General features: G+C 71.4%; 26 protein-coding genes. 16 read left to right on the top strand and 10 right to left on the bottom strand.

The genetic code is table 11. The annotated features are described in order from the left end of the window. Nucleotides 1-11 precede the first annotated feature (11 nt). A complete protein-coding gene (locus tag EDF63_RS16050; protein ID WP_123313984.1) occupies nt 12-1,142 on the bottom strand; it encodes a zinc-binding dehydrogenase in 1,131 nt (376 codons plus the stop codon). 106 nt (nt 1,143-1,248) lie between these two features. On the opposite strand from EDF63_RS16050, the gene EDF63_RS16045 reads away from it, so the two are divergent. Beyond that, nucleotides 1,249-2,067 (top strand): GolD/DthD family dehydrogenase, encoded by an 819-nt coding sequence (locus EDF63_RS16045; protein ID WP_123313983.1) that lies wholly within the window; start codon nt 1,249-1,251, stop codon nt 2,065-2,067. 25 nt (nt 2,068-2,092) lie between these two features. Further along, on the top strand, nt 2,093-3,055 hold the full coding sequence (locus EDF63_RS16040; RefSeq protein ID WP_123313982.1) for a sugar-binding transcriptional regulator: 963 nt from the start codon (nt 2,093-2,095) through the stop codon (nt 3,053-3,055). A 189-nt stretch (nt 3,056-3,244) separates the two neighbouring features. Here EDF63_RS16040 and EDF63_RS16035 read toward each other — a convergent pair whose 3' ends face one another. Beyond that, nucleotides 3,245-3,769: a DinB family protein gene (locus EDF63_RS16035; RefSeq protein WP_123313981.1), complete on the bottom strand. Its 525-nt coding sequence runs from the start codon at nt 3,767-3,769 to the stop codon at nt 3,245-3,247. 191 nt (nt 3,770-3,960) lie between these two features. Between EDF63_RS16035 and EDF63_RS16030 the strand changes: the two genes are divergently transcribed. Beyond that, complete coding sequence (locus tag EDF63_RS16030) at nt 3,961-5,493, top strand: MFS transporter (protein WP_123313980.1); 1,533 nt, start codon at nt 3,961-3,963, stop codon at nt 5,491-5,493. A gap of 161 nt (nt 5,494-5,654) precedes the next feature. Here EDF63_RS16030 and EDF63_RS16025 read toward each other — a convergent pair whose 3' ends face one another. After that, the gene (locus tag EDF63_RS16025) at nt 5,655-6,683 is read right to left on the bottom strand and encodes a GTP-binding protein (protein WP_123313979.1); all 1,029 of its coding nucleotides are present in this window, start codon (nt 6,681-6,683) and stop codon (nt 5,655-5,657) included. Nucleotides 6,684-6,740: 57 nt separating this feature from the next. On the opposite strand from EDF63_RS16025, the gene ykgO reads away from it, so the two are divergent. Beyond that, entirely contained in the window at nt 6,741-6,863 is a 123-nt protein-coding gene (gene ykgO, locus EDF63_RS16020) for a type B 50S ribosomal protein L36 (protein ID WP_123313978.1), read from the top strand. 28 nt (nt 6,864-6,891) lie between these two features. Next, nucleotides 6,892-7,548, top strand: a complete 657-nt coding sequence (locus EDF63_RS16015) for a histidine phosphatase family protein (protein WP_123313977.1) — start codon at nt 6,892-6,894, stop codon at nt 7,546-7,548. A 94-nt stretch (nt 7,549-7,642) separates the two neighbouring features. Here the strand turns inward: EDF63_RS16015 and EDF63_RS16010 are convergent, their stop codons facing one another. Then, nucleotides 7,643-9,403, bottom strand: coding sequence for a glycerol-3-phosphate dehydrogenase/oxidase (locus tag EDF63_RS16010; RefSeq protein WP_123313976.1), 1,761 nt, complete (start codon nt 9,401-9,403; stop codon nt 7,643-7,645). Between the two features lie 191 nt (nt 9,404-9,594). Here EDF63_RS16010 and EDF63_RS16005 point away from each other — a divergent pair, with 191 nt between their 5' ends. The 4 genes from EDF63_RS16005 to ald all read left to right on the top strand — a co-directional run bounded on the left by EDF63_RS16005 (nt 9,595) and on the right by ald (nt 14,236). Next, the gene (locus EDF63_RS16005) at nt 9,595-10,557 is read left to right on the top strand and encodes a sugar-binding transcriptional regulator (RefSeq protein ID WP_165901120.1); all 963 of its coding nucleotides are present in this window, start codon (nt 9,595-9,597) and stop codon (nt 10,555-10,557) included. A gap of 49 nt (nt 10,558-10,606) precedes the next feature. Continuing rightward, nucleotides 10,607-11,566: an AraC family transcriptional regulator gene (locus tag EDF63_RS16000; protein WP_123313975.1), complete on the top strand. Its 960-nt coding sequence runs from the start codon at nt 10,607-10,609 to the stop codon at nt 11,564-11,566. A gap of 53 nt (nt 11,567-11,619) precedes the next feature. Further along, nucleotides 11,620-13,008: an FAD-binding oxidoreductase gene (locus EDF63_RS15995; RefSeq protein ID WP_123313974.1), complete on the top strand. Its 1,389-nt coding sequence runs from the start codon at nt 11,620-11,622 to the stop codon at nt 13,006-13,008. 127 nt (nt 13,009-13,135) lie between these two features. Further along, nucleotides 13,136-14,236: an alanine dehydrogenase gene (gene ald, locus EDF63_RS15990; RefSeq protein ID WP_123313973.1), complete on the top strand. Its 1,101-nt coding sequence runs from the start codon at nt 13,136-13,138 to the stop codon at nt 14,234-14,236. Between the two features lie 161 nt (nt 14,237-14,397). Here ald and EDF63_RS15985 read toward each other — a convergent pair whose 3' ends face one another. Next, the gene (locus EDF63_RS15985) at nt 14,398-15,198 is read right to left on the bottom strand and encodes a tryptophan-rich sensory protein (RefSeq protein WP_123313972.1); all 801 of its coding nucleotides are present in this window, start codon (nt 15,196-15,198) and stop codon (nt 14,398-14,400) included. 137 nt (nt 15,199-15,335) lie between these two features. On the opposite strand from EDF63_RS15985, the gene EDF63_RS15980 reads away from it, so the two are divergent. The 6 genes from EDF63_RS15980 (at nt 15,336) to EDF63_RS15955 (ending at nt 20,459) form a co-directional block, all read left to right on the top strand. Next, nucleotides 15,336-16,319: a magnesium and cobalt transport protein CorA gene (locus tag EDF63_RS15980; protein ID WP_260233135.1), complete on the top strand. Its 984-nt coding sequence runs from the start codon at nt 15,336-15,338 to the stop codon at nt 16,317-16,319. 60 nt (nt 16,320-16,379) lie between these two features. Continuing rightward, entirely contained in the window at nt 16,380-17,663 is a 1,284-nt protein-coding gene (locus EDF63_RS15975; protein WP_123313971.1) for a chloride channel protein, read from the top strand. A 54-nt stretch (nt 17,664-17,717) separates the two neighbouring features. Further along, nucleotides 17,718-17,972, top strand: a complete 255-nt coding sequence (locus EDF63_RS15970; protein WP_311316890.1) for an antitoxin — start codon at nt 17,718-17,720, stop codon at nt 17,970-17,972. Nucleotides 17,973-18,107: 135 nt separating this feature from the next. Further along, a complete protein-coding gene (locus tag EDF63_RS15965; RefSeq protein WP_123313969.1) occupies nt 18,108-19,400 on the top strand; it encodes an aminotransferase class V-fold PLP-dependent enzyme in 1,293 nt (430 codons plus the stop codon). Further along, nucleotides 19,397-19,846, top strand: coding sequence for a Fe-S cluster assembly sulfur transfer protein SufU (gene sufU, locus EDF63_RS15960; RefSeq protein WP_123313968.1), 450 nt, complete (start codon nt 19,397-19,399; stop codon nt 19,844-19,846). Before EDF63_RS15965 ends, sufU begins: the two co-directional genes overlap by 4 nt. Nucleotides 19,847-19,982: 136 nt before the next feature. Then, nucleotides 19,983-20,459 (top strand): GNAT family N-acetyltransferase, encoded by a 477-nt coding sequence (locus EDF63_RS15955; RefSeq protein WP_123313967.1) that lies wholly within the window; start codon nt 19,983-19,985, stop codon nt 20,457-20,459. Here EDF63_RS15955 and EDF63_RS15950 read toward each other — a convergent pair. Further along, nucleotides 20,446-21,498, bottom strand: coding sequence for a zinc-binding alcohol dehydrogenase family protein (locus tag EDF63_RS15950; protein ID WP_123313966.1), 1,053 nt, complete (start codon nt 21,496-21,498; stop codon nt 20,446-20,448). The two genes, EDF63_RS15955 and EDF63_RS15950, sit on opposite strands and share 14 nt — an antisense overlap. Nucleotides 21,499-21,593: 95 nt before the next feature. Between EDF63_RS15950 and EDF63_RS15945 the strand changes: the two genes are divergently transcribed. Beyond that, a complete protein-coding gene (locus EDF63_RS15945; protein WP_123313965.1) occupies nt 21,594-22,169 on the top strand; it encodes a TetR family transcriptional regulator in 576 nt (191 codons plus the stop codon). On the opposite strand, the gene EDF63_RS15940 is transcribed toward EDF63_RS15945, so the two are convergent. Genes EDF63_RS15940 through EDF63_RS15925 form a run of 4 tightly spaced genes read right to left on the bottom strand, consistent with a single transcriptional unit; the run spans nt 22,123 to nt 24,083 of the window. After that, a complete protein-coding gene (locus EDF63_RS15940; RefSeq protein WP_123313964.1) occupies nt 22,123-22,578 on the bottom strand; it encodes a GNAT family N-acetyltransferase in 456 nt (151 codons plus the stop codon). The genes EDF63_RS15945 and EDF63_RS15940 overlap by 47 nt on opposite strands. Nucleotides 22,579-22,601: 23 nt before the next feature. After that, nucleotides 22,602-23,177 (bottom strand): HdeD family acid-resistance protein, encoded by a 576-nt coding sequence (locus tag EDF63_RS15935; RefSeq protein WP_123313963.1) that lies wholly within the window; start codon nt 23,175-23,177, stop codon nt 22,602-22,604. Nucleotides 23,178-23,230: 53 nt separating this feature from the next. Beyond that, nucleotides 23,231-23,473 carry a hypothetical protein gene (locus tag EDF63_RS15930; RefSeq protein WP_221180576.1) on the bottom strand — a complete coding sequence of 81 codons (243 nt, stop codon included), beginning with the start codon at nt 23,471-23,473 and terminating at the stop codon, nt 23,231-23,233. A gap of 4 nt (nt 23,474-23,477) precedes the next feature. Beyond that, a complete protein-coding gene (locus EDF63_RS15925) occupies nt 23,478-24,083 on the bottom strand; it encodes a hypothetical protein (protein ID WP_123313962.1) in 606 nt (201 codons plus the stop codon). Nucleotides 24,084-24,125 lie beyond the last annotated feature (42 nt).

Below are 24,125 nucleotides of genomic sequence, written 5' to 3'. Positions count from 1 at the left end.
GGTGGGCGGGCTCAGGCCTGCAGGGACGGGACGATCGAGACCTTGACGCTCGCGCCGGCGGAGTCGCCGACCAGGTCGAGGGCCTCCTGGAACCGCTCGAGCGGGAACTGGTGCGTGCAGATCTCCGACATCGGCAGGGTCTCGGCCTCGAGCAGCTTGATCGCCGCCGGCCAGGTGTGCGGACCGAGGTGGGCGCCGCGGACGTCGAGCTCCTTGTCGTCCGAGATGATCGACCAGTCGACGGAGACGTCGTCCTTGAACACCGAGTACTCGACGAAGGTGCCGAGCTTCCGCAGCAGGTTGAGCCCCTGCGGGACCGCGGACGGGTGGCCGGTCGCCTCGATGTAGACGTCGGCACCGTAGCCGTCGGTGAGCTCCTTGACCCGGGCGACCGCGTCCTCCTCGGCGATGTTGATCGTCAGGTCCGCGCCGACCTTGCGGGCCAGTTCGAGCTTCGCGTCGACCACGTCGAGGGCGATGATCCGGAGCGGGTTCTTCTGCCGCGCACCGGCGATGGCGGAGAGGCCGATCGGTCCGGCGCCGGCGATCACGACGGTGTCGCCGAACTTGATGTCCCCGCGCTCGACGGCGTGGAACGCACAGGACAGTGGCTCGGCGAACGCGGCGACCTGACCGGGCAGGGCACTCGACACCGGGTGGGTCAGTGCCTTGGCGGGGACGAGGACGTACTCGGCCATCGCGCCGTCGTGGCCCTTGAACCCGAACATGTCGTGGACGTTGCACATCCAGTACGCGCCCTCGAGGCAGTACCGGCACTCCCAGCACGGCACGATCTGCTCGCACGCGATGCGGTCGCCGAGCGAGACCTTCCGCTTCGCCAGGGTGTCGTCGTCGCCGGAGACGATCGTCCCGACGAACTCGTGCCCGGGGATGCGGTCGGTCTCGGCCCAGGCGGCGCGGTTCTCGTCACCCCAGAACTTCGCGGCGCCGTGGTAGCACTTCAGGTCGCTCGCGCAGATGCCGACGGCGTCGGTGCGGAGCAGGAGTTCGCCGGGGCCGGGCGTGGGCACGGGGCGTTCCTCGAGCCGGTAGTCGCCGGGCCCGTGGACGACGACGGCTCGCATCGTCGTGGGGATGGTCGTGGTGGCGGTCGTGGCCGCGTGCTCGGTCGTCGTCGACATGCGCTGCTCCTTCGTTGGATGGCTTCGGCGATGACTGTACACCTCGCAGAACGTTTGTCCAGAACACAATTTCTGGTAGGTTCCGACCGAACGCAAAGGAGCGCACATGACCACCAGCACCCCGACCGACTTCGCCGCAGCCCTCCGACCGGGGCCGGACACGATCGACTTCACCAACGACTTCGACGGACGGACGGCGGTGGTGACGGGCGGCGCCTCCGGCATCGGCAACGCCATCGCCCGGGCGCTCGCCGCACGGGGTGCGCGGGTCGCGATCGTCGACGTCCGCGCGGACGGCGCGACGAAGGCGGCAGCCGACCTGCCGGGCGCGGCCACGGGCCTCCATGCCGGGTTCGGCTGCGACGTGACGGACGAGACCTCCGTGGCGCGCACCGTCGCCGAGGTCATCGCACGCTTCGGACGCGTCGACGTCCTCGTCAACTGCGCCGGGATCGCCGCACTCGCTCCGGCGGACGAACTGTCCGCCGAGACCTGGTCGAGGACGATCGACGTCAACCTGACCGGGACGTTCCGCGTCGCCCAGGCCGTCGGTCGGCACATGCTCGCCGCCGGGTACGGCCGCGTCGTCAACATCGCCTCGCAGGCGGCGCACGTCGGCATCGACGGGCACGCCGCCTACTGCGCCTCGAAGGCCGGCGTCATCGGACTCACCCGCGTGCTCGCGCTCGAGTGGGGCGGCCGGGGCGTCACCGTGAACACCGTGTCGCCCACCGTCGTCCTCACCGACCTCGGCCGGGCCGCGTGGGCGAACGAGAACGGGATCCGGCACCAGGACGAGATCCCCACCGGCCGGTTCGCCACCCCGGACGAGATCGCCGCCGCGGTGCTGTTCCTGGCGGGGGAGTCGAGCGCGATGGTGAACGGGACCGACCTCCGGGTGGACGGCGGGTTCACGATCCGCTGACGCGCGCCAGGGCTACGATCGCCCCATGTCCGCCGAGATCCCCGCCGCCGAGGGTGCCCGGACCCGTTTCCCGCTCGACACCGTCTACCAGGCGGCGCGGATGTACTACCTCGAGGACGCTACCCAGGTCGAGATCGCCTCGCGCCTCGGGGTCTCACGGCCCACGGTCAGCCGGCTCGTCGCCGAGGCGCGCAAGGCCGGACTCGTCCGCATCGAGGTCGTCGACCCGTTCCAGGACGAGACCGTCGCGCTCGCCGAACGGCTGCAGGTGGTGCTCGGGATCCGCGCCGTGCACCTGGCCGCCGTCACCCACACCGCCACGCTCGGAGCCGACCTCGCAGCACCCCTCGCCGCTGCGGTCGAGGGCATGGGGCTCGTGCCCGGCGACGCCGTCCTGATGTCGTCGGGCCGCACCGTGTACGACGTCGCGCACGCGGGCATGCCGAGCCTGCCCGGCGTGCAGCTCGTCCCGACGGTCGGCGGCCAGGCCGACCCGATGCCATGGTTCCAGACGAACGAGATCACCCGGACCGCCGCCGAGCACTCCGGGGCGATCCCCGCGTTCCTGTTCGCGCAGGCCCTGCCGTCGCCCGCGATGCGCTCCTCGCTCGACGAGGACCCGGCGTTCCAGCACGTCGTCGGGCTCTGGGGGCGGGCGAAGGGCGCGATCCTCGGCATCGGTGCGCCGGCGCCGACGCGTGACGCCCTGGCGCGGGGTGTCCCCGTCGAGGACGCCGCGTTCGACCACGCCGCAGGCGACGTCTGCCTCAACTTCTACGCGGCCGACGGCTCGCCCATCGAGTTCCCCGGCAGCGACCGGATGGTGCGGACATCGCGCGAGGTCCTGTCCGGTGTGCCGCACGCCGTCGGCGTCGCCGTCGGCAGCGCCAAGGTCGGCAGCATCGTCGGCGCGGTGCGCGGGGGGCTCGTCAACGAGCTGGTGTCGGACGCCGCGACGGCGCGCGCCCTGCTCGACGCGCTCGCCTGAGCGGTCCGGCTCGGCGCCCGATCCTTCCCATCACGCGTGCGATGGATGGTGCTTCCGGGTATACCTGGCCGTTTCTTCGTGGCAGGTACGCCCGGTTCGGGCAGGTACGCCCGGTTCCGGGGCGACTGCAGGCGGACGGGAGGCGCGGGGCGGGGCCGCACCGCGCCTCCAGGCCGCTGGTTCCCGCGTCTAGTGCGTGCGCCGCACGTCCCACAGGTGGTGGACGGGGTCGTGCGCGTAGTAGGTGGCGAGCGTCGCGACGGTGAAGGCACTGCCGTCGGACCGGAGGCCCGTGCGCTCGAGCTGGTCGTCGCGGACCTCGTCGAACGCCCGGGCTGCCCGGTGTGCGGCCTCGCCGAGTTCGCGGGCGACCACGGCCGGGTCCTGCTCGCCGTAGTGCTCCGCGACCGCCGTGGCGTCCTGGTCCCAGTTCGGGAACGTCGGGGCGTCCTCGGCGAGCATCAGTGCGAGCCGCTCGGTCATCTTCCGGTGCACGTCGCGCACGTGGGCGCCGTACTCGAGTGCCGACCAGGTGCGGTCGTCGGGACGCTCGCGCACGTCATCCCGGCCGAGTTCAGTCGGCCACGCGGTGGTGTTCGCGTCGATGATCCCCGGCACGTCGCGGATCGACACCGTCGTGCCGTCGTAGCCGCACTCGGGGCAGGTGCCCTCGATGACCCAGGTCCAGCTCTTCGTCTCGGGTTCGATCGCCATGCGCCGATGTTATGTCCTCGTTACTCAGGCTCGCGGATCCGCAGACGCATGCGGATCGGGCTCCACCCCCGTTCGGGTGACGCGCCGTTGCCTGGGAATCACCGGCCAATGACATTTCGGTTGCTCGGTAACGTCGCTCGCTGTTCTGGGCCGGTACCCCTCGGCCCACCGATCCCCCCGAGGAGCGATGCATGGGTTCCGACCCCAGCAGTACCCACACCCGGCCGCGCCGACGTCTGCGCGAGAGCGACGTCACCGTGGTCGACAAGAGCATGATGCGCCGCGCGGTCAGCGGCATGGTCGTCGGCAACACGATGGAGTGGTACGACGTCGGTGTCTACGGCTACCTGGCGGTCACGATGGGGAAGGTCTTCCTGCCGACGGCCGAGCCCGCCGTGCAGATCCTGTTCAGCCTCGGTGTCTTCGCCGCGACCTACATCGCCCGCCCGCTCGGCGGCATCGTCTTCGGCCGGCTCGGCGACCGCATCGGGCGCCAGAAGGTGCTCGCGACGACGCTCATCATGATGGCGGCGTCGACGTTCCTCATCGGCGCGCTGCCCGCCTACGCGACGATCGGCGTGTTCGCCCCCGTCGTGCTGGTCGTGCTGAAGCTGGCGCAGGGCTTCTCGACCGGTGGTGAGTACGCCGGTGCGACGACCTTCGTGACCGAGTACGCACCGGACCGGCGCCGCGGGTTCTTCGCGAGCATCCTGGACTTCGGCAGCTACCTGGGCTTCGCGCTCGGTGCGACCGTCGTCTCGGTGCTGCAGATCACCCTCGGCGAGGACGCGATGGTCGCCTACGGCTGGCGGTTCCCGTTCCTGGCGGCCGGCGTGATCGGCGTCGTGGCGATCTGGTTCCGCCTGCGCATCGAGGAGTCGCCGGTGTTCCAGGCGACCCAGGCGGCGCAGGAGGCTGCGTCCGAGACCCGTGCGTCCTTCGACGGTGAGCGTCCGGCGAACGTGCTCGTGATGGTGCGCGACCACTGGCGACCGATCGTCATCGCGATCATGCTCGTCGCGGCCTCGAACACCGTCGGGTACGCCCTGACCTCGTACATGCCGACGTACCTGACCGACTCGCTCGGGTACTCCGCCCTCGACGGCACGCTGCTGACGATCCCGGTCCTCCTGCTGCTCGCGGTGATGCTGCCGCTGACGGGCAAGCTGTCCGACAAGCTCGGCCGACGCGTCGTGATGTGGATCGGTGCGGCGACGACCGTGGTGCTCGTCGTTCCGGCGTTCATGCTGATCGGGCACGGTGCGCAGTGGTCGACGCTCGCCGGGCTCGGGCTGCTCGCGCTGATGACGGCGCTGTGGGTGTCGAACCAGGCGGCCTCGCTGCCGGCGCTGTTCCCCACCTCGACGCGGTACGGCGGCATGGGCTTCGCCTACAACATCGCCATCGCGGTGTTCGGCGGGACGACGCCCCTGATCGTGCAGGCGCTGCTGACCGTGACCGGCGACGAACTCGCCCCGGCGTACTTCCTGATGGCGATGAGCGTCGTCGGTGCGATCGGTGTCTTCTGCATGAAGGAGTCCTCGCGTCGCCCGCTGCCCGGCTCGATGCCCGCGGTCGAGACCGAGGCCGAGGCGAAGGAGCTGGTGCTCACGCAGGACACCAACCCGCACCTGGACCTGGGGGACCTGCCGTTCGCCGCGCAGGACGCCGCCGCCCGGGCTGCCCGCGACGCCGAGGCCGCCGAGGCCGTGCCGGCGCGCTGACGCCGGGGGCGCTCGGTCGATTCGGAACGACGAGGTCGATGTCGTACGACATCGACCTCGTCGTTCGTTGCCGACGCGCACTGTTGTGTCGGAGCAGGAACGACATCGTGGTCGCCGCACGACGTCGAGGATGTCGTTCGGGGTCAGGGCGCGCGGCGGCCTCACTCGTGCCGGTGCTCGGACGCCGGGTCCACCGCCGGCCACACGGGGAACGGGTCGGCCCACCCGCGCCAGAGGTCCGGCCCGGCGAGCAGCTCCGGCGGCGTGAGGAGCGCGCCGTCGAGGGCCCGTTCGATCGCGTGCACGTCGAGCCGCTCGCCGACGAACCACAGCGCCTGCCCGATCGGGGCGTCGGCGTCCCACGACGGGTTCGCGGTGGGGTCGAGCGCGAGCATGGCCCCGAAGCTCGACCACGAGCCGACGTGGTCCGGCCGGGACGCCAGGCGGAAGAACCCGCGCGACCGCAGCACGCGGCCGTTCACCCCGGCGGACAGGTCCTCGGCGATGACGGACGCAAGTCGTCCGGGGTGGAACGGCAGCGGCTCCCGGTAGCGCATCGCGACCAGGTCGTCGCGGGCGTCCCGTCCGGTGTCCGCGCCGCTCGACAGTGCCCGCATCCAGCCGGCGCCGGATGCCAGGACCCGTGCGGCCCCGCCGTTCGAGGCGGGCAGGTCGCGCGCGGTCCGGAGCGCGGGCAGCGCCACGATGACGGCCTGCGGCGCGAGTCGGTGCAGCAGCGCGACCAGGGCACGACGGCGGCGGAGGGGGAGCGGCGCGAGCCGGTCGAGCGCGATGACGGTCGCGTACTCGACGAGCGACGCGACCCGGTCGGCGGCCACGAACGCGTCGTCGACGTCGGACCACAGCAGGTGCGCGACGTCGTCGGCGCGCAGCACCCCGACGACGTGTCGGAGCACCCGGTCGTCACCGGTCTCCGAGCGAGCGGCGTTCGCGAGCAGCATGCCCACGGCGCGGGCGTCGGAGCCGGGCTGCAGCGTGACGACGAGGCCGTGGTCGGCGTCGGGGCCGCACACGCGGTCGAGGTGGTCGGCCCGCTCGGCGACCGCGCGGGCCGCCGCGAACGCGCTCCCGTCGACGTGCATCCGGTGCCCCGTGGCGATCCGGGCGGCGACGCGGTCGGCGTCGACCTCGTGGAGGGCGGTGACGAGGGTGATGGCAGCAACACGCATGTCGGGTACCCTACCTGAAAACCGTTCTCAACAAGAGGGCGCCGACGGAGGAGAACCATGAAGGTCCGCAACTCGCTCAAGGCACTGAAGAAGGTCCCCGGCTCGCAGGTCGTCCGGCGTCGGGGCCGCGTCTACGTCATCAACAAGCAGAACCCGCGGTGGAACACCCGGCAGGGCTGACGTCGGCGGTGGTCCGTAGGGTGGATCCATGCGACTGCTGCTCATCCGCCACGGCCAGACCCCCGCGAACGTGAACGGCGTGCTCGACGCCGTGGTGCCCGGGCCGGGCCTGACCGAGCTCGGCCAGCAGCAGGCGGACGCCCTGCCCGCGGCCCTGGCCGACCGGGGGATCGAGCGGCTCTTCGCCTCGACCATGGTCCGGACGCAGATCACCGCGGCACCCCTGGCGGCGTCGCTCGGGCTCGAGCCCGTCGTGCTCCCCGGACTCCGTGAGATCGAGGCCGGCGACACCCAGGGCAAGCGCGACACGGTGTCCGTGCAGACCTACATCTCCACCGTGCACGGCTGGTCCGGCGGAGACCGCACGACCCGGATGCCCGGCGCGGAGAGCGGGATCGAGTTCTTCGAGCGGTACGACGACGCCGTCCGGCAGATCGAGGCCACCGGGGTCGCGGTCGCCGCCGCCGTCAGCCACGGTGCCGCGATCCGCACGTGGGCGAGCGCGGCCGCCGACAACACCCCGGACCACTTCGGCACGAAGCGCCACCTGGAGAACACCGGCATCGTCGAGCTCGAGGGGTCCTTCGCCGACGGCTGGCACCTGGTCGACTGGGAGGGTGAGCCGGTCGGCGGCGACCAGCTCATCGACCGCACCGCGCTCGACCCCACCGGCGAGCGTTTCTGACGCGACCAGCGGCTCGCGAAGGCGACCCACGAACGGACGGGAGGCCCGGTACCAGCTGGTACCGGGCCTCCCGTCCGTCTCGTGGTCGCGTGTACTACGCGAGCTGCGACGCCGACGCCTGTGCCGTTGCGGACGTCAGCGGCACGATCACGCGGTGCGCCTCGCGCAGCACGTCGAGCGTGCGCTGGACCTCGTCGGCGCGTTCCTCGGGCGTCCAGTCGAGCGCCCCGGCGAGCACGTCGGCCAGCTCGTCGAGCAGGTCGATCGTGACGCCGCCGACGAACGCCAGGTTCGTGCGGCGCAGGACGACGTCGACCAGGTGGACGGCCTGCTCGTGTTCGGCGAAGTACGCGACTTCGGCGCGGGTGAGCGACGGGTCGGACTCGAGCGCCTCGACGGGGCCGTCGGTCAGGACGTCCACGACCTCGGCGGCACGGGTGCCGTACCGCTCGAGCAGGCCCTCGACCAGGGACTCGTCCAGGCCGTCACGGTGCGAGGTGATCCACAGGGCGCGCTGCGCGTCGGTGGTCGGGAACTCCTTGCCACCGCCGATCGGCATGCCGGTGGTGTCGACCGCACGGGTCATGCCGAGCTTCGTGGTGGCCTCGGTCGACAGGTGTGCGGCGAGGGCGCGGAACGTCGTCCACTTGCCACCGACGAGCGACAGCACGGTCGACTTCGGCAGCCCGGCGATCTGGGTGTCCACGATCCGGTAGTCACGCGACACGAAGCCGGGGGCGGTGTCCTCGTGACGGGGGAGCGGGCGGATGCCGGAGTAGCTGTAGACGATGTGGTCGCGGGTGACGTCGATCTGCGGGAACACGTGCTTCACGAGCCCGAAGAAGTAGTCGATCTCCTCGTCGGTCGTCGTGACCGGCTTCGACGGGTCGGCGTCGATGTCGGTCGTGCCGATGAGGACCCGGCCCTTGAGCGGGTAGATGAGGACGATGCGTCCGTCGTCGTTCTCGAAGAACAGCTCGCGGCCCTTGGTGGCCTCGAGCAGCTCGTCGTTCTGGACGACGATGTGCGAGCCCTTCGTGCCGCCCATGAACTTCGTCTCGCCGCCGAACGCCTCGTTCGTCAGGTCGGTCCAGGGGCCGGAGGCGTTGATGACGACGTCGGCGGTGAACACGAACTCCGAACCGGTCTCGCGGTCGCGCAGGAGCACACCGCCGTCGCGGGTGCCGGCGGCCTCGACGTAGTTGGTGGCGCGCGCGGTGGCGGCGGAGCCGGTCCCGGTGCCCGCGGCGATGCCGTCCTTCAGGACGTCGAGCGCCAGGCGCTCGGGCTCGTGCACGCTCGCGTCGTAGTAGGTGCCCGTGTACTTCAGGTCCTTGTTGAGGGCCGGCATGTCCTCGAGCGCGGCCTTCTTGGTGCGGAAGACGTGCTTCGGCACGGAGCCGCCGTCGCGCGAGAAGGAGTCGTAGATCGTCATGCCGATCTTGATGAGCATCGCGCCGCGCTCCTTGGTGGAGCGCTGCTTGTGCGTCAGCATGCGCAGCGGGGCGTTCATGATGCCCGAGAACGTCGAGAAGATCGGCATCGTCGTCTGCAGCGGCTTGACGTAGTGCGGGGCGATGCGGATCAGGCCGTTGCGCTCCTGCACGCTCTCGCGCACCAGGCGGAACTCGCCGTTCTCCAGGTAGCGGATGCCGCCGTGGATCATGTGGCTCGACGCCGCGGACGCACCGGAGGCGTAGTCACCGCGCTCGACGAGGGCGACGTCGACGCCCTGCAGCGCGAGGTCGCGGAACGTGGCGATGCCGTTGATGCCGCCGCCGACGACGAGGACCTGCGCGTTCGGGCGCTCGGTGAGGGCGGTCACCGTGTTCCGGGGCTGTGTCTTCTTCGACATGGTTCGTCGCTTCCTTCGTCTGTTCTCGTGGTCAGGATCGATCGTGCGCCGCATTGGGAGGTCGGGCAACTCACGTGCACGAACGTGCAGCACACGTGTCGTCCGCCCCGATCGGGGGACCGGGAGGCGCGACAGGGGTTGCAGAGGCCGTGCACGTCCGTGCATGGTTGCGTTCGACAGATCGGAGCACCATGAGCGATGCGGCTCAGCCCATGCGCACGCAGCAGGCGCTGCGCGCCGCACACCTGTACTACCTGCAGGACCTGACGATGGACGCCATCGCCGACGAGCTCGCGACCTCGCGCTCCTCGGTGTCGCGCCTGCTGAAGTACGCCAGGGACACCGGACTCGTCGACATCCAGATCCGCTCGCCCCTGGACCAGGCCGCTGCCCTGAGCCGCAGCATCCGCTCGCGGTTCGGCGTGCACGCGCACGTGGTCCCGGTGCCGGACCACACGAGCGACGTCGACCGCCTGGAGCGGGTCGCCCTCTCCGCCGCCCGGATCCTGACGCAGTACGTCGAGTCGAACATGGTCATCGGGATCTCGTGGGGCTCGACGGTGAGCGCGGTCAGCCGGTACCTGGTGCCGAAGACCACGCACGGGTCGACCATCGTGCAGATCAACGGCGCCGCGAACACCCGGACCACGGGCATCGTCTACGCCTCGGAGATCCTGCGGCGGTTCGGCGAGGCGTACGGCGCGTTCGTCCAGCAGTTCCCGGTGCCGGCGTTCTTCGACGACCCCGCCACGAAGGAGGCGCTGTTCCGCGAGCGCTCGATCCGCCGTGTGCTCGACCTGCACGAACGGATGGACCTGGTGGTGTTCGGTGTCGGAGCCCCGCAGGCCCCGGTGCCGTCGCACGTCTACTCCGGCGGCTACCTCGACCCCGCGGACCGCGACGAGCTCACGAAGGCCCAGGTCGTCGGCGACGTCTCGACCGTGTTCTACCGGGCCGACGGGTCGTGGCGGGACATCGGGGTGAACGCGCGCGCGGGCGGCCCGGACCTCGACACCATCAAGCGCGCTCCGCGTCGGGTGTGCGTCGTCGCGGGCCGGTCGAAGGCGGCGTCGTTGCGGGGCGCACTGGCCTCCGGGCTGGTCACGGACCTGATCCTGGACGAGAGCGTCGGGCAGGCGATCCTGCAGCCCTGAGTCAGGATGTGACGCAGGTTTGTCGGTGGTCGCTCGTAGGTTCTCGGACATGGTGCTTTCCCTCGAACGACCGAGCAGCCGGTACTCCCGTCGGGTGGTCGGCAGCGACGTCGACCAGGCGCTCGCGTTCTTCGGGCGCGACTACGACTTCCGGGCGCCCGCGGTCCGGCGCACCCGCCCGACCGCGCACTGGGACTTCGCCGGTGTCGGCGACGACCGGATGTCGTTGCGCTCGTCACGGTTCATGGTCGACCTGCGCAGTGAGAGCCAGGTCGACGACGAGTTCCTGGTGGCCTGGATGCGGAGCGGCTCGAGCCGGATCACCTGCGGTGGCGAGACCTGGGCGCTCGAAGCGGGCGTCCCCGTCGTGCTGCCGTTCGCCGAGCCGTACTCCCTGCACCACCGCGACATCGCGTTGAACCTCGTGCACCTGGACCGCGACTTCGTCCGGGCACTGGTCGGCGACGACGACTTCGCGTTCGAGTCGATGCAGCGCCCGACGGCTGCGGGTCTGGCCGTCTGGCAGGACGTGGTCCGGGCGCACTCGTCGACGTGGCTCGACGTCGACCACGAGCTCGACCCGATCGCGCAGCGCGACATCGCCGAGGCGTTCGCGACCGCCGCCGTCCGCGCCTTCCCGCGGCGCGACCGGTGGCGGTCGACCGTGTCCGGCGGCGGCCCGGAGCACGGCCGACTCCGCCGGGCGCTCGACTTCGTGCACGATCACGCCCGTGAGCCGATCGGCACGCCGGAGATCGCCGCGGCCGCCGGGCTCAGCCCACGCGGGCTGCAGCAGTCGCTGCGACGGCACCTCGACCAGACCCCCGGCGACCTGCTGCGCGGGGTGCGACTCGACGGTGCGCGGGCGGACCTGCTCGGGGGTGCGCGCGACGAGACCACGGTCGCCGACATCGCCCGGTCATGGGGCTTCGGGCACCTCGGGCGGTTCTCGGCGACGTACCGCACCCGCTTCGGCGAGCTGCCGAGCGAGTCGCTCCGCGCACGCTGACCGCCGTGGGCGCCGAGCCGGGGGAGTCGAGCCCGCGGCGGTAGCGTGACGACATGGACACCGTCGTCACCGCGCTCCGCGCCGCCCTGCACGACCCGGACGGCGCCGTCGTCCGGACCGACCCGGGCGTGCTCGACGCCGCGCGGACCGACAAGTCCGGCTGGATCGCACCGGGCGGGCCGGCCGCCGTCGTCGAGGCCCGGACAGTCGAGCACGTGCAGGCGACGCTCCGCACCTGCTCGGCGCTGGGCGTGCCCGTCGTCCCGCGCGGGGCCGGCACCGGATTGGCCGGGGGCGCGAACGGCACCGAGGGCACGGTGGTGCTCAGCGTCGCGCGGATGGACCGCATCGTCGAGGTGTCGGTGGAGGACGAGCTCGCCGTCGTCGAACCCGGGGTGCTGAACGGTGCGCTGAACGCCGCTGTCGTCGAGCACGGGCTGCGCTTCGCGCCGGACCCGGCGAGTGCGGCGATCGCGAGCATCGGCGGCAACATCGCCACGAACGCCGGGGGCCTGCGGTGCGTCAAGTACGGCGTCACGCGCGAGGCCGTGCTCGGGCTCGACGTCGTGCTCGCCGACGGTCGGCTCGTGTCGACCGGCCACCGGACCGTGAAGGGGGTGACCGGCCTCGACCTGACGGCGTTGCTCGTCGGGTCCGAGGGCACGCTCGGCGTCATCGTCGGCGCGACCGTCCGACTCGTGCCGGTCCCGGCGGGGGAGCCGGCGACGCTCGGGGCCGTCTACCCGACGGTGCAGCAGGCGGCGGCAGCGGCGGCTGCCGTCGTGGCGGAACCGGAGCGGCCGTCGACGGTCGAGTTGCTGGACGCGCTCGCCCTCGAGGGGATCGCGGCGTACCTGGGGCCGGAGGTGTTGTCCGAGACGGTGGGGAGCGGTTCGGCGGGCGGGGTCTTCCTGCTCGTGGAGTTCGACGGCGCGGGCGCGACCGAGGCGGCGCTGGGAGCCGTGCCGCGCCTCCAGGCCGAGGGTGGGACCGTGCACCTGGCCGGGTCGGCGGCGGAACGCGAGCGCCTGCTCACCATCCGCCGGTCGTTCCACGCCGCGATGGAGTCGCGCGGCCGGGTCCTGATCGAGGACGTCGCCGTGCCGCGCAGCCGGCTCGCCGAGATGTTCGCGCGCGTCGAGGCCATCGGTCGGCAGTACGGTCTCGCGATTCCCACCGTGGCGCACGCCGGCGACGGCAACCTGCACCCGAACTTCGTCTTCGACGGCGACGAGGTGCCTGCCCACGTCTGGGACGCCGCCGACGCGGTGTTCCGTGCCGCGATCGAGCTGGGCGGGACCCTGACCGGCGAGCACGGGGTGGGGGTGCTGAAGCGTCGGTGGATCGGTGACGAGCTCGGCGACGACGTGCTCGACCTGCAGCGGGGGATCCGGCGGGTGTTCGACCCGGCGGGCATCCTGAACCCAGGGAAGGTCTTCTGAGCACGACGCTCCGAATTCCATCGCACGGATTCGCAGCGGATGGTCCGGATGTTCGGCCGTAACCTCGGCGCAACGAATCCGGCGCTGAATGGTGTGGACGAGAGCACCACCCACGAAGGAGTCTGCGATGCGCATCGGCGTCCCCACCGAGATCAAGAACAACGAGTACCGCGTGGCGGCCACCCCGGCGGGTGTCGCTGAGCTGACGCTGCACGGCCACCAGGTCCTGGTGCAGGCGGGGGCCGGCACCGGATCGGCGTTCCCCGACGACGAGTACCGGACCGCCGGCGCCGAGATCGTCGACACCGCGGACGAGGTCTGGGCGCGCGCGGACCTGATCCTCAAGGTGAAGGAGCCGGTGGCGTCCGAGTACCCGCTCATCCGGCCGGGTCAGGTGCTCTTCACCTACCTGCACCTGGCGGCCGACCGCCCCCTGACCGATGCGCTCATCGGCTCAGGGGCCACCGCGATCGCCTACGAGACCGTGCAGCTGCCGGACCGCTCCCTGCCGCTGCTGTCGCCGATGTCCGAGGTCGCCGGACGGCTGTCCGCCCAGGTCGGCGCCTACCACCTGATGCGCACGAACGGCGGCCGCGGACTGCTGCTCGGTGGGGTGCCCGGCACGCCGAAGGGTCGCGTCGTCGTGATCGGCGGCGGTGTCGCGGGTGAGCACGCCGCGACGATGGCGCTCGGCATGGGGGCCGAGGTCACCGTGTTCGACATCAGCCTGCCCCGACTGCGCGCACTCGACGCCCGGTTCGACGGCCGCATCACCACCCTGCGGTCCTCCGCGCACGCCATCGCCTCGGAGCTCCGGGACGCGGACCTGGTGATCGGCTCCGTGCTCATCCCCGGGGCGTCCGCGCCGAAGCTCGTCACCGACGCCATGGTCGCGGACATGCGGCCGGGGTCGGTGCTCGTCGACATCGCGATCGACCAGGGCGGCTGCTTCGAGGGCTCCCACCCGACCACCCACGACGACCCGACGTTCGCGGTGCACGACACCGTGTACTACTGCGTGGCGAACATGCCCGGTGCCGTGCCGCGCACCTCGACGATCTCGCTGACGAATGCGACGCTGCCGTACGCCGTGGCGATCGCCGACCGCGGGTGGGAGGCCGCGCTGGCCGCCGACCCGTCGCTCGCCCTCGGCCTGAACGTGCACGCCGGCCAGGTCACGAACGAGGCCGTGGCGGCTGCGCACGGGTTGGTGGCGTCCGCGCGGTAGGGCCGGGCGCCGGGCGCCGGGCGCCGGGCGCGGCCCCGGAACGCGAAAGCGACAGTGTGCCGCGGAACATCCGCGGCAGACTGTCGCTTTCGCGGCACGGACCGGCTCGGCGCCGCGAGAAGTGTCGGTTTGCCGGGGAAGAACGCTGCCAACAGGCCCGCTCAGGCCGAGACTCGGGCCAGCCCACGCGCGCCGGACCAGCCCGCACGCGCTCGCACCACCACCGTCACCACCACGACGACGGCGGCTGCGACCACCGCGGCGACGGCGGTCGGCGTCGACACCAGCGGGCCGTCGAGCCGCGCGACCGCGACCCACACCAGACCCCAGGCCAGCGAGAGCATCGGCGCAAGGCGGCCCCGACCCCACGCCGCCAGCAGCAGCCCGACGAGCCCGGCCACCGCGGCGACCAGCACGCCCCAGACGTCCTGCCCGAGGTCGAAGCCCCGGAAGCCCGCTGCCGTCAGCACCGCAGCCGTGTTCGCCGCCGTCGCGACGCACACCCAGCCGAGGTAGAGCCCGAACGTACCGTCGGTGATGATTGCCTCGACGATCCCCGAGGGCTTCGTCCGCCGCAGGATCGTGAAGGTCCAGACCAGCACCGCGAGCAGGGCGACGATGATCGGCTCGCTCGCCCACAGGAACCCGAACTGCACCGACAGGATCCACGCCGCGTTGAGCAGCAGCGACAGGATCGCCGGCACCGCCAGCGTCGCGTGCCGGGCGTCGTCCGACGTGCGGAAGAGCTGCCGGACTGCGTAGGCGATGAGGCCGACGTAGACGACGCTCCAGATCGAGAACGCGGGGCCGTCGGGCGCGATCGCCGTCGACGAGGCGGACAGCGCCCCACCGGCGGCGTCCTGGATCGGTGTCCCACCGGCCGCCCCGGACCCGACGAAGGCCCCGACCACCGCGACGACGGCGCTCACGGCGACCGCGATGCGCTTCCAGATCTTCTTCATGACCGTCCCTTTCGTCAGCATGCTGATGAACTGCATCGTAGGCGCGCGGCCGGGCTGGGCGCGCAGCGTGCGTTCAGCCAGCGGGGGACGGGCGCGGCCCGTCCGCCTCTCCCGCGCCACCTGCGTACGGTGGTCGCGTGAGCGTCGAGATGAACACCGTGTACGTCGACCGGATCGCCCCGATGGCGAGTCCGTCGCTGGACGACACCTTCCGCATGCTCGACGAGCAGGGCGCGAGCGCGTGCATCGTGCTGTACCAACCGGACGCGCAGGAGCTCGGTGACGTCGCGGTGGCCCTCGGCCTGCACGAGCTCGCGGTCGAGGACTCCGCCGAGGGACACCAGCGACCGAAGCTCGAGCGGTACGGTTCGACGCTCTTCGTGGTGCTCAAGCCCGCGCTGTACAACGACGGGCAGGAAGAGGTGGCGTTCGGCGAGGTGCACGCGTTCGTCGGCGAGGACTTCTTCCTCGTCGTGGTGAAGGCCGACCCCCGTGGCAGGTCGACCGTGCCGCGTGCGTTGCAGCGGATGAGCGGCAAGCCCGGACTGGTGACGGTCGGACCGCAGGCGCAGCTCTGGGCGCTGATGGACACGATCGTCGACGGCTACGTGCCCGTGATCGACGGGCTGGAGGAGGACATCAACCAGATCGAGGACCAGCTGTTCGCCGGCGAGGCCGGGGTCTCCCGCCGCGTCTACGAGCTGTTCGGCGAGGTCGTCGACTTCCAGCGCGCGGCCCGACCGCTCATCCACATCATCGAGAACCTGCACCGCGGTGCCGAGAAGTACCACCTGCCGATCGAGATGCAGCGCCGGTTCCGCGACGTCCTCGACCACGCCATCCGCACGGTGGAACGGCTGGACACGTTCCGGCAGCTGCTGCAGAACGCACTGACGGTCGACTCCACCCTGGCCGCGCAGAAGCAGAACGACGACACGAAGCGGATCTCCGGCTGGGCGGCGATCCTGTTCGCCCCGACCCTCATCGCGGCGATCTACGGCATGAACTTCACCCACATGCCGGAGCTGACGTGGACGTGGGGGTACCCGCTGTCGATCGTCGGGATGATCCTCTTCGCCGCGATCCTGTGGGTGGTGTTCAAGGTCAAGCGCTGGTTCTGACGGCAGGCAGGACGACCGGGAGGCCCGGCGCCGGTGATCGGAGCCGCTAGGGTTTTCGACATGCCGCGCTCCGGACACGCGACCCCCGTCTGGGCGCTCAAGCTCGCAGTCGTCACCGCCCTGGTGGGCGTCTCCGGGGGCATCGCCGGCATCGCCGTGTGGCTCGCCCTGCAGCTCATCCAGTTCGTGGCCTTCGGCTACGGTTTCGGCGGGCACCTCGAGGCGGCGGACGCGCCCTCGGCGCTGAACCGGTTCCTCGCGCTCGTGGCCGCCGGTGTCCTGACGGGCTTCGCCTGGTGGGCGCTCCGGCGCTGGGGCCGCCCGATCGTGTCGGTCACCGCCGCGGTCGACGGCAAGCGGATGCCCGCGCTCGCGACCCTGGCGAACGCCGGCGTCCAGATCCTGGCGGTCGGTCTCGGCGCCTCGATCGGCAAGGAGGTCGCCCCGCGCGAGGTCGGCGCCTGGCTCTCCCAGCTCGTCACCCGCCGTGCGGGGCTGACCCCGCGCGAGACGAAGATCCTGGTCGCCTGCGGAGCGGCGGCGGGTCTCGCGGCGGTCTACGACGTCCCGCTCGGTGGGGCGCTGTTCGCCGTCGAGGTCCTGCTCGGCGAGATCAGCTTCGCCACGGCCCTGCCCGCGTTCGCCACGAGTGCCGTCGCCGCGTTCGTCGCCCGGCTCGTGATCCCGGACGAGGTGCTCTACCACGTGCCGGCCATGCACATGTCGCCGTCGCTGCTCGTCTGGGCGATCGTCGTCGGACCGGTCCTCGGCCTGGCCGGCGTCGGGTTCGTGAAGCTCACCAACCGGCTGCAGGGCATCGCCCCCAAGGGGTGGCACCTGCTCGTCGTGCTGCCGGTGGTGTTCGCGATGGTCGGGCTCATCGCCGTGCCGTTCCCCGAGATCCTCGGCAACGGGCGGGCACTGGGCCTCGTCGCGATGAACGCCTCGCTGGACGACGGCACCGTCGCCGGACTGGCTCCCATCGTGCTGCTCCTGCTGCTCGGCATCGTCCGCACCATCACCACCTCGGCCACCATCGGTGCCGGCGCGGTCGGTGGCACCCTGACGCCCTCGATCGCGATCGGGTCGGCGATCGGCGGCGGTCTGGGCGGCGCGTGGCTCCTGCTCTGGCCGGCCGACGGTCCGGGCCTGGCAGCGTTCGCGTTCGTCGGCGCCGCGGCGTTCCTGGCGACCACGATGCGGGCCCCGTTCACCGCGCTCGTCCTCGTGGTCGAGTTCACGCAGGAGGGCACCGACATCCTCATCCCGTCACTCCTCGCGGTGTCCGGGGCGGTCGCGGTCGGCTACGTCCTGGCACGGCGACGCAGCGCGCAGATGGTCTGAACACTCCGTCACGTTCCGGCACGGACGGCGGCTCCGCGGCCTACCATCTGCGGCATGACGGAGCGACGGGCTCCGCACCGAGCTGAGGAGCAGGTCATGGCGGGGTTCGACGACATCACGAAGAAGGCCCAGGACTTCCTGAAGGACGGCAAGGTCCAGGACGCACTGAAGAGCGAGAAGGCCGAGGACATCAGCGACAAGGTCCTCGGTGGCGTCGCCGACGCGGTCAAGAAGGCCACCGGCGGCAAGTACGACGACAAGATCGACGGCGCCCGCGACGCTGCGGACGAGAAGATCGGCAACGAGTAGCCCGTACGGTGCGACGGCCCAGGACCCGGCGTGGTCCTGGGCCGTTCCCCTGCCGACTGGACGCCGTCGGGAACAACGGCCACCATTGACGGGTTGCTCCGGACAGCAACACCAGGAGGACGAGACGTGACAGTCGTGGCGCCGAACCAGCCGCTCACCGAGGCCGAGGTCGAGACGATCAAGTCCGACTTCCCGATCCTCGCGCAGGACGTGAACGGGCAACCGCTGGCGTACCTGGACTCCGGGGCGACGGCCGAACGGCCGACCCAGGTCCTCGACGCCGAACGCCGGTTCCTCGAGCACGACAACGCCGCCGTCCACCGCGGGGCGCACACGCTCGCGGCGCTGAGCACCGACGCCTACGAGGACGCCCGCGCCACCGTCGCCGACTTCATCGGCGCTGCCGGGCCGAGCGAGGTCGTGTGGACCGCGAACGCCACCGACGCCCTCAACCTCGTCGCGTACGGCATCGCGAACGCCAGCCGGGGCCGCGGCGGAGTCGACGCCGCTCGCTTCCGCATCGGGCCCGGTGACGAGATCCTGGTGACCGAGGCCGAGCACCACGCGAACCTGGTGCCGTGGCAGGAGCTCGCCGCCCTGACCGGTGCGACGCTCCGCTGGGTCCCGGTCGCCGACGACGGCACCTGGACCGCGGAGGACGCCGCCGCCCTGATCACCGACCGCACGAAGGTCGTCGCGTTCGCCCACGTCTCGAACGTCACCGGCATGGTCGCGCCGGTCGAGCAGATCGTCGGTCTCGCCCACGCCCGCGGTGCCCTGGTCGTCCTCGACGCCTGCCAGTCCGCACCGCACCGGCCGCTCGATGTGCAACAGCTCGGCGTCGACTTCGCCGCGTTCTCCGGCCACAAGATGCTCGGTCCGAACGGCATCGGCGTGCTCTGGGGTCGCAGCGAACTGCTGAACGCACTGCCGCCGTTCCGCACGGGCGGTTCCATGATCACCACCGTGACCATGCAGGCGTCGGAGTTCATGCCGGCACCCGAGCGGTTCGAGGCCGGCACGCAGCCCGTGTCGCAGGCCGTCGCCCTGGCCGAGGCGGTCCGCTACCTGCAGGGCATCGGCATGGAGCGGGTCCGCGCGCACGAGGAGCACCTCGCCCGCCGCATGCTCGACGGTCTGGCCGCCGTACCGGGCATCCGCGTGGTCGGTCCGCCGGTCGGCGTCCCGCGATCGGGCCTGGTGTCGTTCGACGTCGACGGGGTGCACGCCCACGACGTGTCGCAGTACCTCGACGCGCAGGGCATCGCCGTCCGCTCGGGACACCACTGCGCGCAGCCGCTGCACCGCCGCCTCGGCCTGGTCGCCACCAGCCGTGCCAGCACCTACGTGTACACGACCGAGCACGACGTCGACCGGTTCCTCGCAGCCGTCGCCGAGATCCGCGACTACTTCGGAGCGACCGCGTGAACGCCCTCGACAGCCTGTACCAGCAGGTCATCCTCGACCACGCCAAGGCGCGGCACGGCGACGGTGCGATGCCGGACGCGGACGCCTCGCACTTCGAGCGGAACCCCACGTGCGGCGACGAGATCACGGTCAGCCTGCGGCTCGATCCCGGCACCGACCGCATCGCCGGGCTCGCCTGGCAGGGTGACGGGTGCTCGATCTCGATGGCCTCGGCATCGGTCCTCACCGACATGGCCGTCGGCCGAACGGTGCCCGAGTTCCTCGCACTGACCGAGGAGTTCCGCACCATGATGCGTTCCCGCGGCGTCGGTGAGCCCGACGAGGACGTCCTCGAGGACCTCGTCGCCTTCCACGGCGTCTCCAAGTTCGTCATGCGCGTCAAGTGCGGCATGCTCGCCTGGGTCGCGGCGGAAGCCGCCGCGCGCGAGGCGACCGCGTCCCGCTGAGCCGGGTGCGGCTCGCGACCGCGACCACCGGCCGACCGGGAGGCCCGGTACGGGCCCGCCCCACGCCTCCCGTCCGCAGCTGGTCGCCGACCGGGCCCGGGACGGTTTGAACGGTGTGCCGACTGAAGGGGGCGCGGTGATCTTCGAGACGGAGCGACCCGGCGCAGGCCGGGCCGACGCGATCGTGCGGGCCTACCTGACCGAGGTCGCGTCGCGGTGGTACGGGCGGGCGGCGACGTCGGCCGAGGTCGACCGCGCGATGCTCGACGAGCCGTTCGACGACCTGCAGGGGGACTCCGGGCTGTTCGTCGTCGCCGTCGACGGGGGAGCGGCGATCGCCTGTGCCGGCGTGCGCTTCGTGCGCGACGTCGGCGAACTGACGAAGGTCTTCACGCTGCCGGAGCACCGCGGCCGAGGCATCGGTTCGGCGCTGTTGCGTCACGTCGAGGGCCGCTGCCGGGCGCGCGGAATCACGTCGTTGCGCCTGGACACCCGCGCCGAGCTCGTCGAGGCCTGTGCACTCTACGAACGGCTCAGGTTCGTCCGGGTCGCCCCGTTCAACGCTGACCCGTACTCGGACCGCTGGTACGCGAAGCCGCTCAGGGGAGCGTGACGACGAGCTTCCGGGCGGAGACACCGGCGCGGAGTTCCGCGAGGGCCTCCGGGATCGCGGTGAGTCCGGATCCGACGACGGATGCGGTCGGCGTCGCCTGGTACCGACCGGTGCGGAGTGCCTCGGGCAGGAAGTCGCGGTAGATCGCGGGGCCGACCTCCGATTCGGTCGGGCGGCCGCCCCAGATCGCGGTGATGTGGACGCCGTGTCGACGCTCGAGCCGCGCACGGATCGTCGTCACCGGCGTCGGGTACGCCGATGCGAGTCGACCGGACCCGGTGGCTGCCCGGACGATCGGGAGCGTGCGGGTCAGCGAGCCCTGGCCGAAGGCGAGGGTACCGGCGAGCTCGCGGTCGGCGAGTGCGTCGAGGACGCGGCGTGCGGCACCGTCGTCGCGGTAGTCGAACACGGCCTCGGCACCGAGGGACTGCACGAACCCGTGGTTCTTCGGCGACGCGGTGCCGATCACGGCGTACCCGGCGGCTCGGGCGAGCTGGACGGCGTTGGCGCCGACACTCGTCGACGCGCCCCACACCAGGACGACCCCCGAGCGCTCGGACGTGTCGGCCGTCGGGAGTGACAGCGCGAGCTGGTCCGGTTCGAAGAGCCCGGCCGCTGCGGTCGAGACGGCGAGCGGCAGGACCGCTGCCTGCTCGACGGGCAGGTCGTCCGGCACCGGGGTCGTCACACGTTCGAGCAGCAGGACCTGGTGCTGGAAGGCTCCTTCGGCGGAGCTGTTCCGGTGCTGCTCCTGCCCCGCTGCGTGCCCGACGACCCGGTCGCCCACGCGGAAACGTCCGACGCCGGGGCCGGTCGCGACGATGGTGCCGGCGACGTCCGACCCGAGCACCGCCGGGAACCGGAGCTTCGGGAACACCAGGTGTCGGAAGAGTCCCCCGACGGCGTCGACCGGGTTCACGGCGACGGCTTCAGCCCGGACGACGAGTTCGCCGGGGCCGGGCTGGGGGACCGGCGCGGGGCCGACGGCGAACCGCCCGGTCGACGTGGTCCAGAGTGCTGCGTTGTCCGTTGACGACATGGTGTCCGGATCCCTTGCTCGAAGTGGGTCATGACACGACGTGTCATCGACCATTCAATCATGACACGGCGTGTCATCACTACTACTGTTGACCCATGCGTTGGACTCCGGATGCCCGAGGGCGACTCGAGCGAGCGGCCTTCGAGCTCTTCGCCGAGCAGGGCTACTCGGCGACGACCGTGCCGCAGATCACCGCACGTGCGGGGCTCACCACCCGGACCTTCTTCCGGTACTTCGCCGACAAGCGCGAGGTGATCTTCGCCGGCGACGAGATCCCCGACCTCGCCCGAGCCGCCATCGAGGCCGCGCCGGCAGGGATCGACCCGCTCGACATCGTCGTGCACGGTCTCCGCCGGGTCGCCGACGGGCGGTTCGAGGGGCATCACGACCAGGTCGGTGCGGTGCGGCGGCTGGTGCTGTCCGAGCCCTCACTGCGGGAGCGCGACGCCCGGAAGCGCGCTGACCTCACCGACGCGGTCCGTGCGGCGTTCGTCGCCCGGGGCCTCGACCGGCCCGAGTCCGCTGTGATCGCGGAGACGACCGTGATGCTCTTCCACCTGGCACTCGAAGCGTGGCTCACGGGCCCCGCTGAGCGCCGGATGGCCGACGTGGTCGACGAGCAGCTCAGGATGCTCCGTACCGTGCTCGGTCAGGACCGCGCAGGGTCATGAAGACGTCGACGTCGTCCTCGGTGTCGACGACGAACCCGTGCCGCTCGTAGAGCCGTCGCGCGGCGCTGCCCTGCAGGACGTTCAGTCGCGTCGCACCCGGGTGGGCTTCGGACAGGATGCTCCGGAGCACGGTCGATCCGACGCCACGCCCCTGTACCTCGGGTGCGAGGTAGAAGTGCTCGACCCAGCGGGTGTGGTCGTCGATCCGTGTGGCGATCGAGCCGACATCGCGGCCGTCCACCACGACGACACGGGTGTGCTCGGGCGCGAAGGCATCCCGCATCCGTTGCCGGACCCGGACCGCGTCGAAGCGGCCGAGACGCTCCAGGTCGACGCGGAGGACCTGCGCACGCAGTTCCACGAGCCACTCGATGTCCTCGGAGATGCTGTCCCGCAGTGCGACGTCCACCCGTCGAGCCTACGAGTCAGCGGTCAGGCTGCTCGACCGGCGGGCGCCTCGGAGCGGTCAGCGCGTCCGAGGGTGATCCCGAGTGCGATCTGCACGATGCCGAACAGGATCAGGAAGCCCGCGATCGCGACGACGGCGAGCGCTGCTCCGATGGACGGCAGGTTGATCACGAGCACGCCGATGACGATGCTGAGCACCGCGGCACCGATGGTCAGCGCACGGTTCGTCGGTGTCGGGGCGTAGAGCAGTGTGATGCCCTCGAGCAGCCATGCGAAACCGATCACGAACGCGATCCACCGCACCCCGACCGGCGGGGCGACGAGTGCGACGATGCCGCCGGCCAGGATCAGTGCACCGAGGACGACCAGGCCGATGCGGCGGCCGGTGTCGATCCCGCGGGCGAACGCACGGACGATCATGGACAGTCCGGACACCAGCAGGTAGACGCCGAACACCCATGCGACCGCGAACAGTGTCGCGTGTGGGAGCACGAGCGATGCGACGCCGACGAGGACCGCCACGATGCCGACGGTCAGCAGCGCGGTCCGCAGTCGTCGGTCCCCACCGACGTCGGTGCCGACCTCGTCCTGCAGCGCCATGGGTGTCAGCCCTTCCCTGAGAGGATCTGGTCCTGCGCCCTTCTGCGTCAGGGCTACTCCTCGGAACCGCCCGTGTCCGGTGCCGATGCGGACGCATCGGTCCGCGCGGGATCGATGCGGCTCGGCGGACGCGCCGGCCACGTGACGAGCAGCAGCACCGCGAGCGGACCGAACAGCAGCGTCAGGACGAACCAGGTCCACGCCGATCGGTTCCGGGTCCGGGCGAATCCGCCGGCGAGCATCGCGACGCTGAGCCAGAGGCTCGACAGGGACAGGCCGGTGAAGTCCTCGTGCACGCTGTCACCCGCCGACGACGCTGAAGGAACCGCGGGACGTCCAGAAGGTCGCGTCGTACTGGACGGTCACGTACGCAGCGAGCGCCTTGAACGTCGCCGACCTCGAGAACTGGTGCGAACGCGTGTTCAGGATCCCCGACGACACGTCCCTCGAGTACACCACGCCGAACCCACCGGACCCGACGAGCCCGTAGGCGCGGATGTGCTCGGCGGCGCGGAGCTTCCGGACCTGTGAGTTCCCGGTCGCGGTGTAGCCGGTGCGCCAGCTGTTCGTGATGCCGTTGCCGATGACGGATCCGTGGCACCCCTGTGCGCGTCCTCGGCCGTTCACGCCGCCGGTCCTCACGGTGTTGAAGCAGTTCGCTGCGGCGCCGCGGGTCCCGGGCGCTGCGACCGGGGTGCCGATCGACTTGATGAACCGCTCGTCCTCAGGGGAGAGCTCGTCGCCCACCTCGTAGCGCTCCGAGATCTCCTGCAGTCGGGTGTCGTTCGGTGGAAGCGCCGGGTCGGTCGCGGCGTGCGCGGGAGCGGCGATGCCCGCCGAGAGGAACGCCGCGGTGGCGGCCGCGGTGAGCCCGAAGCGCAGGACGGAACGAAGTGCAGTCGTCATGATCTCTCCTCTGTTGGATGACGACGACAGCCTGCGTTGTAT

Source organism: Curtobacterium sp. JUb34, from assembly GCF_003755065.1.
GTDB lineage: Bacteria > Actinomycetota > Actinomycetes > Actinomycetales > Microbacteriaceae > Curtobacterium.
This window is presented reverse-complemented; position numbering and strand designations above follow the sequence as displayed.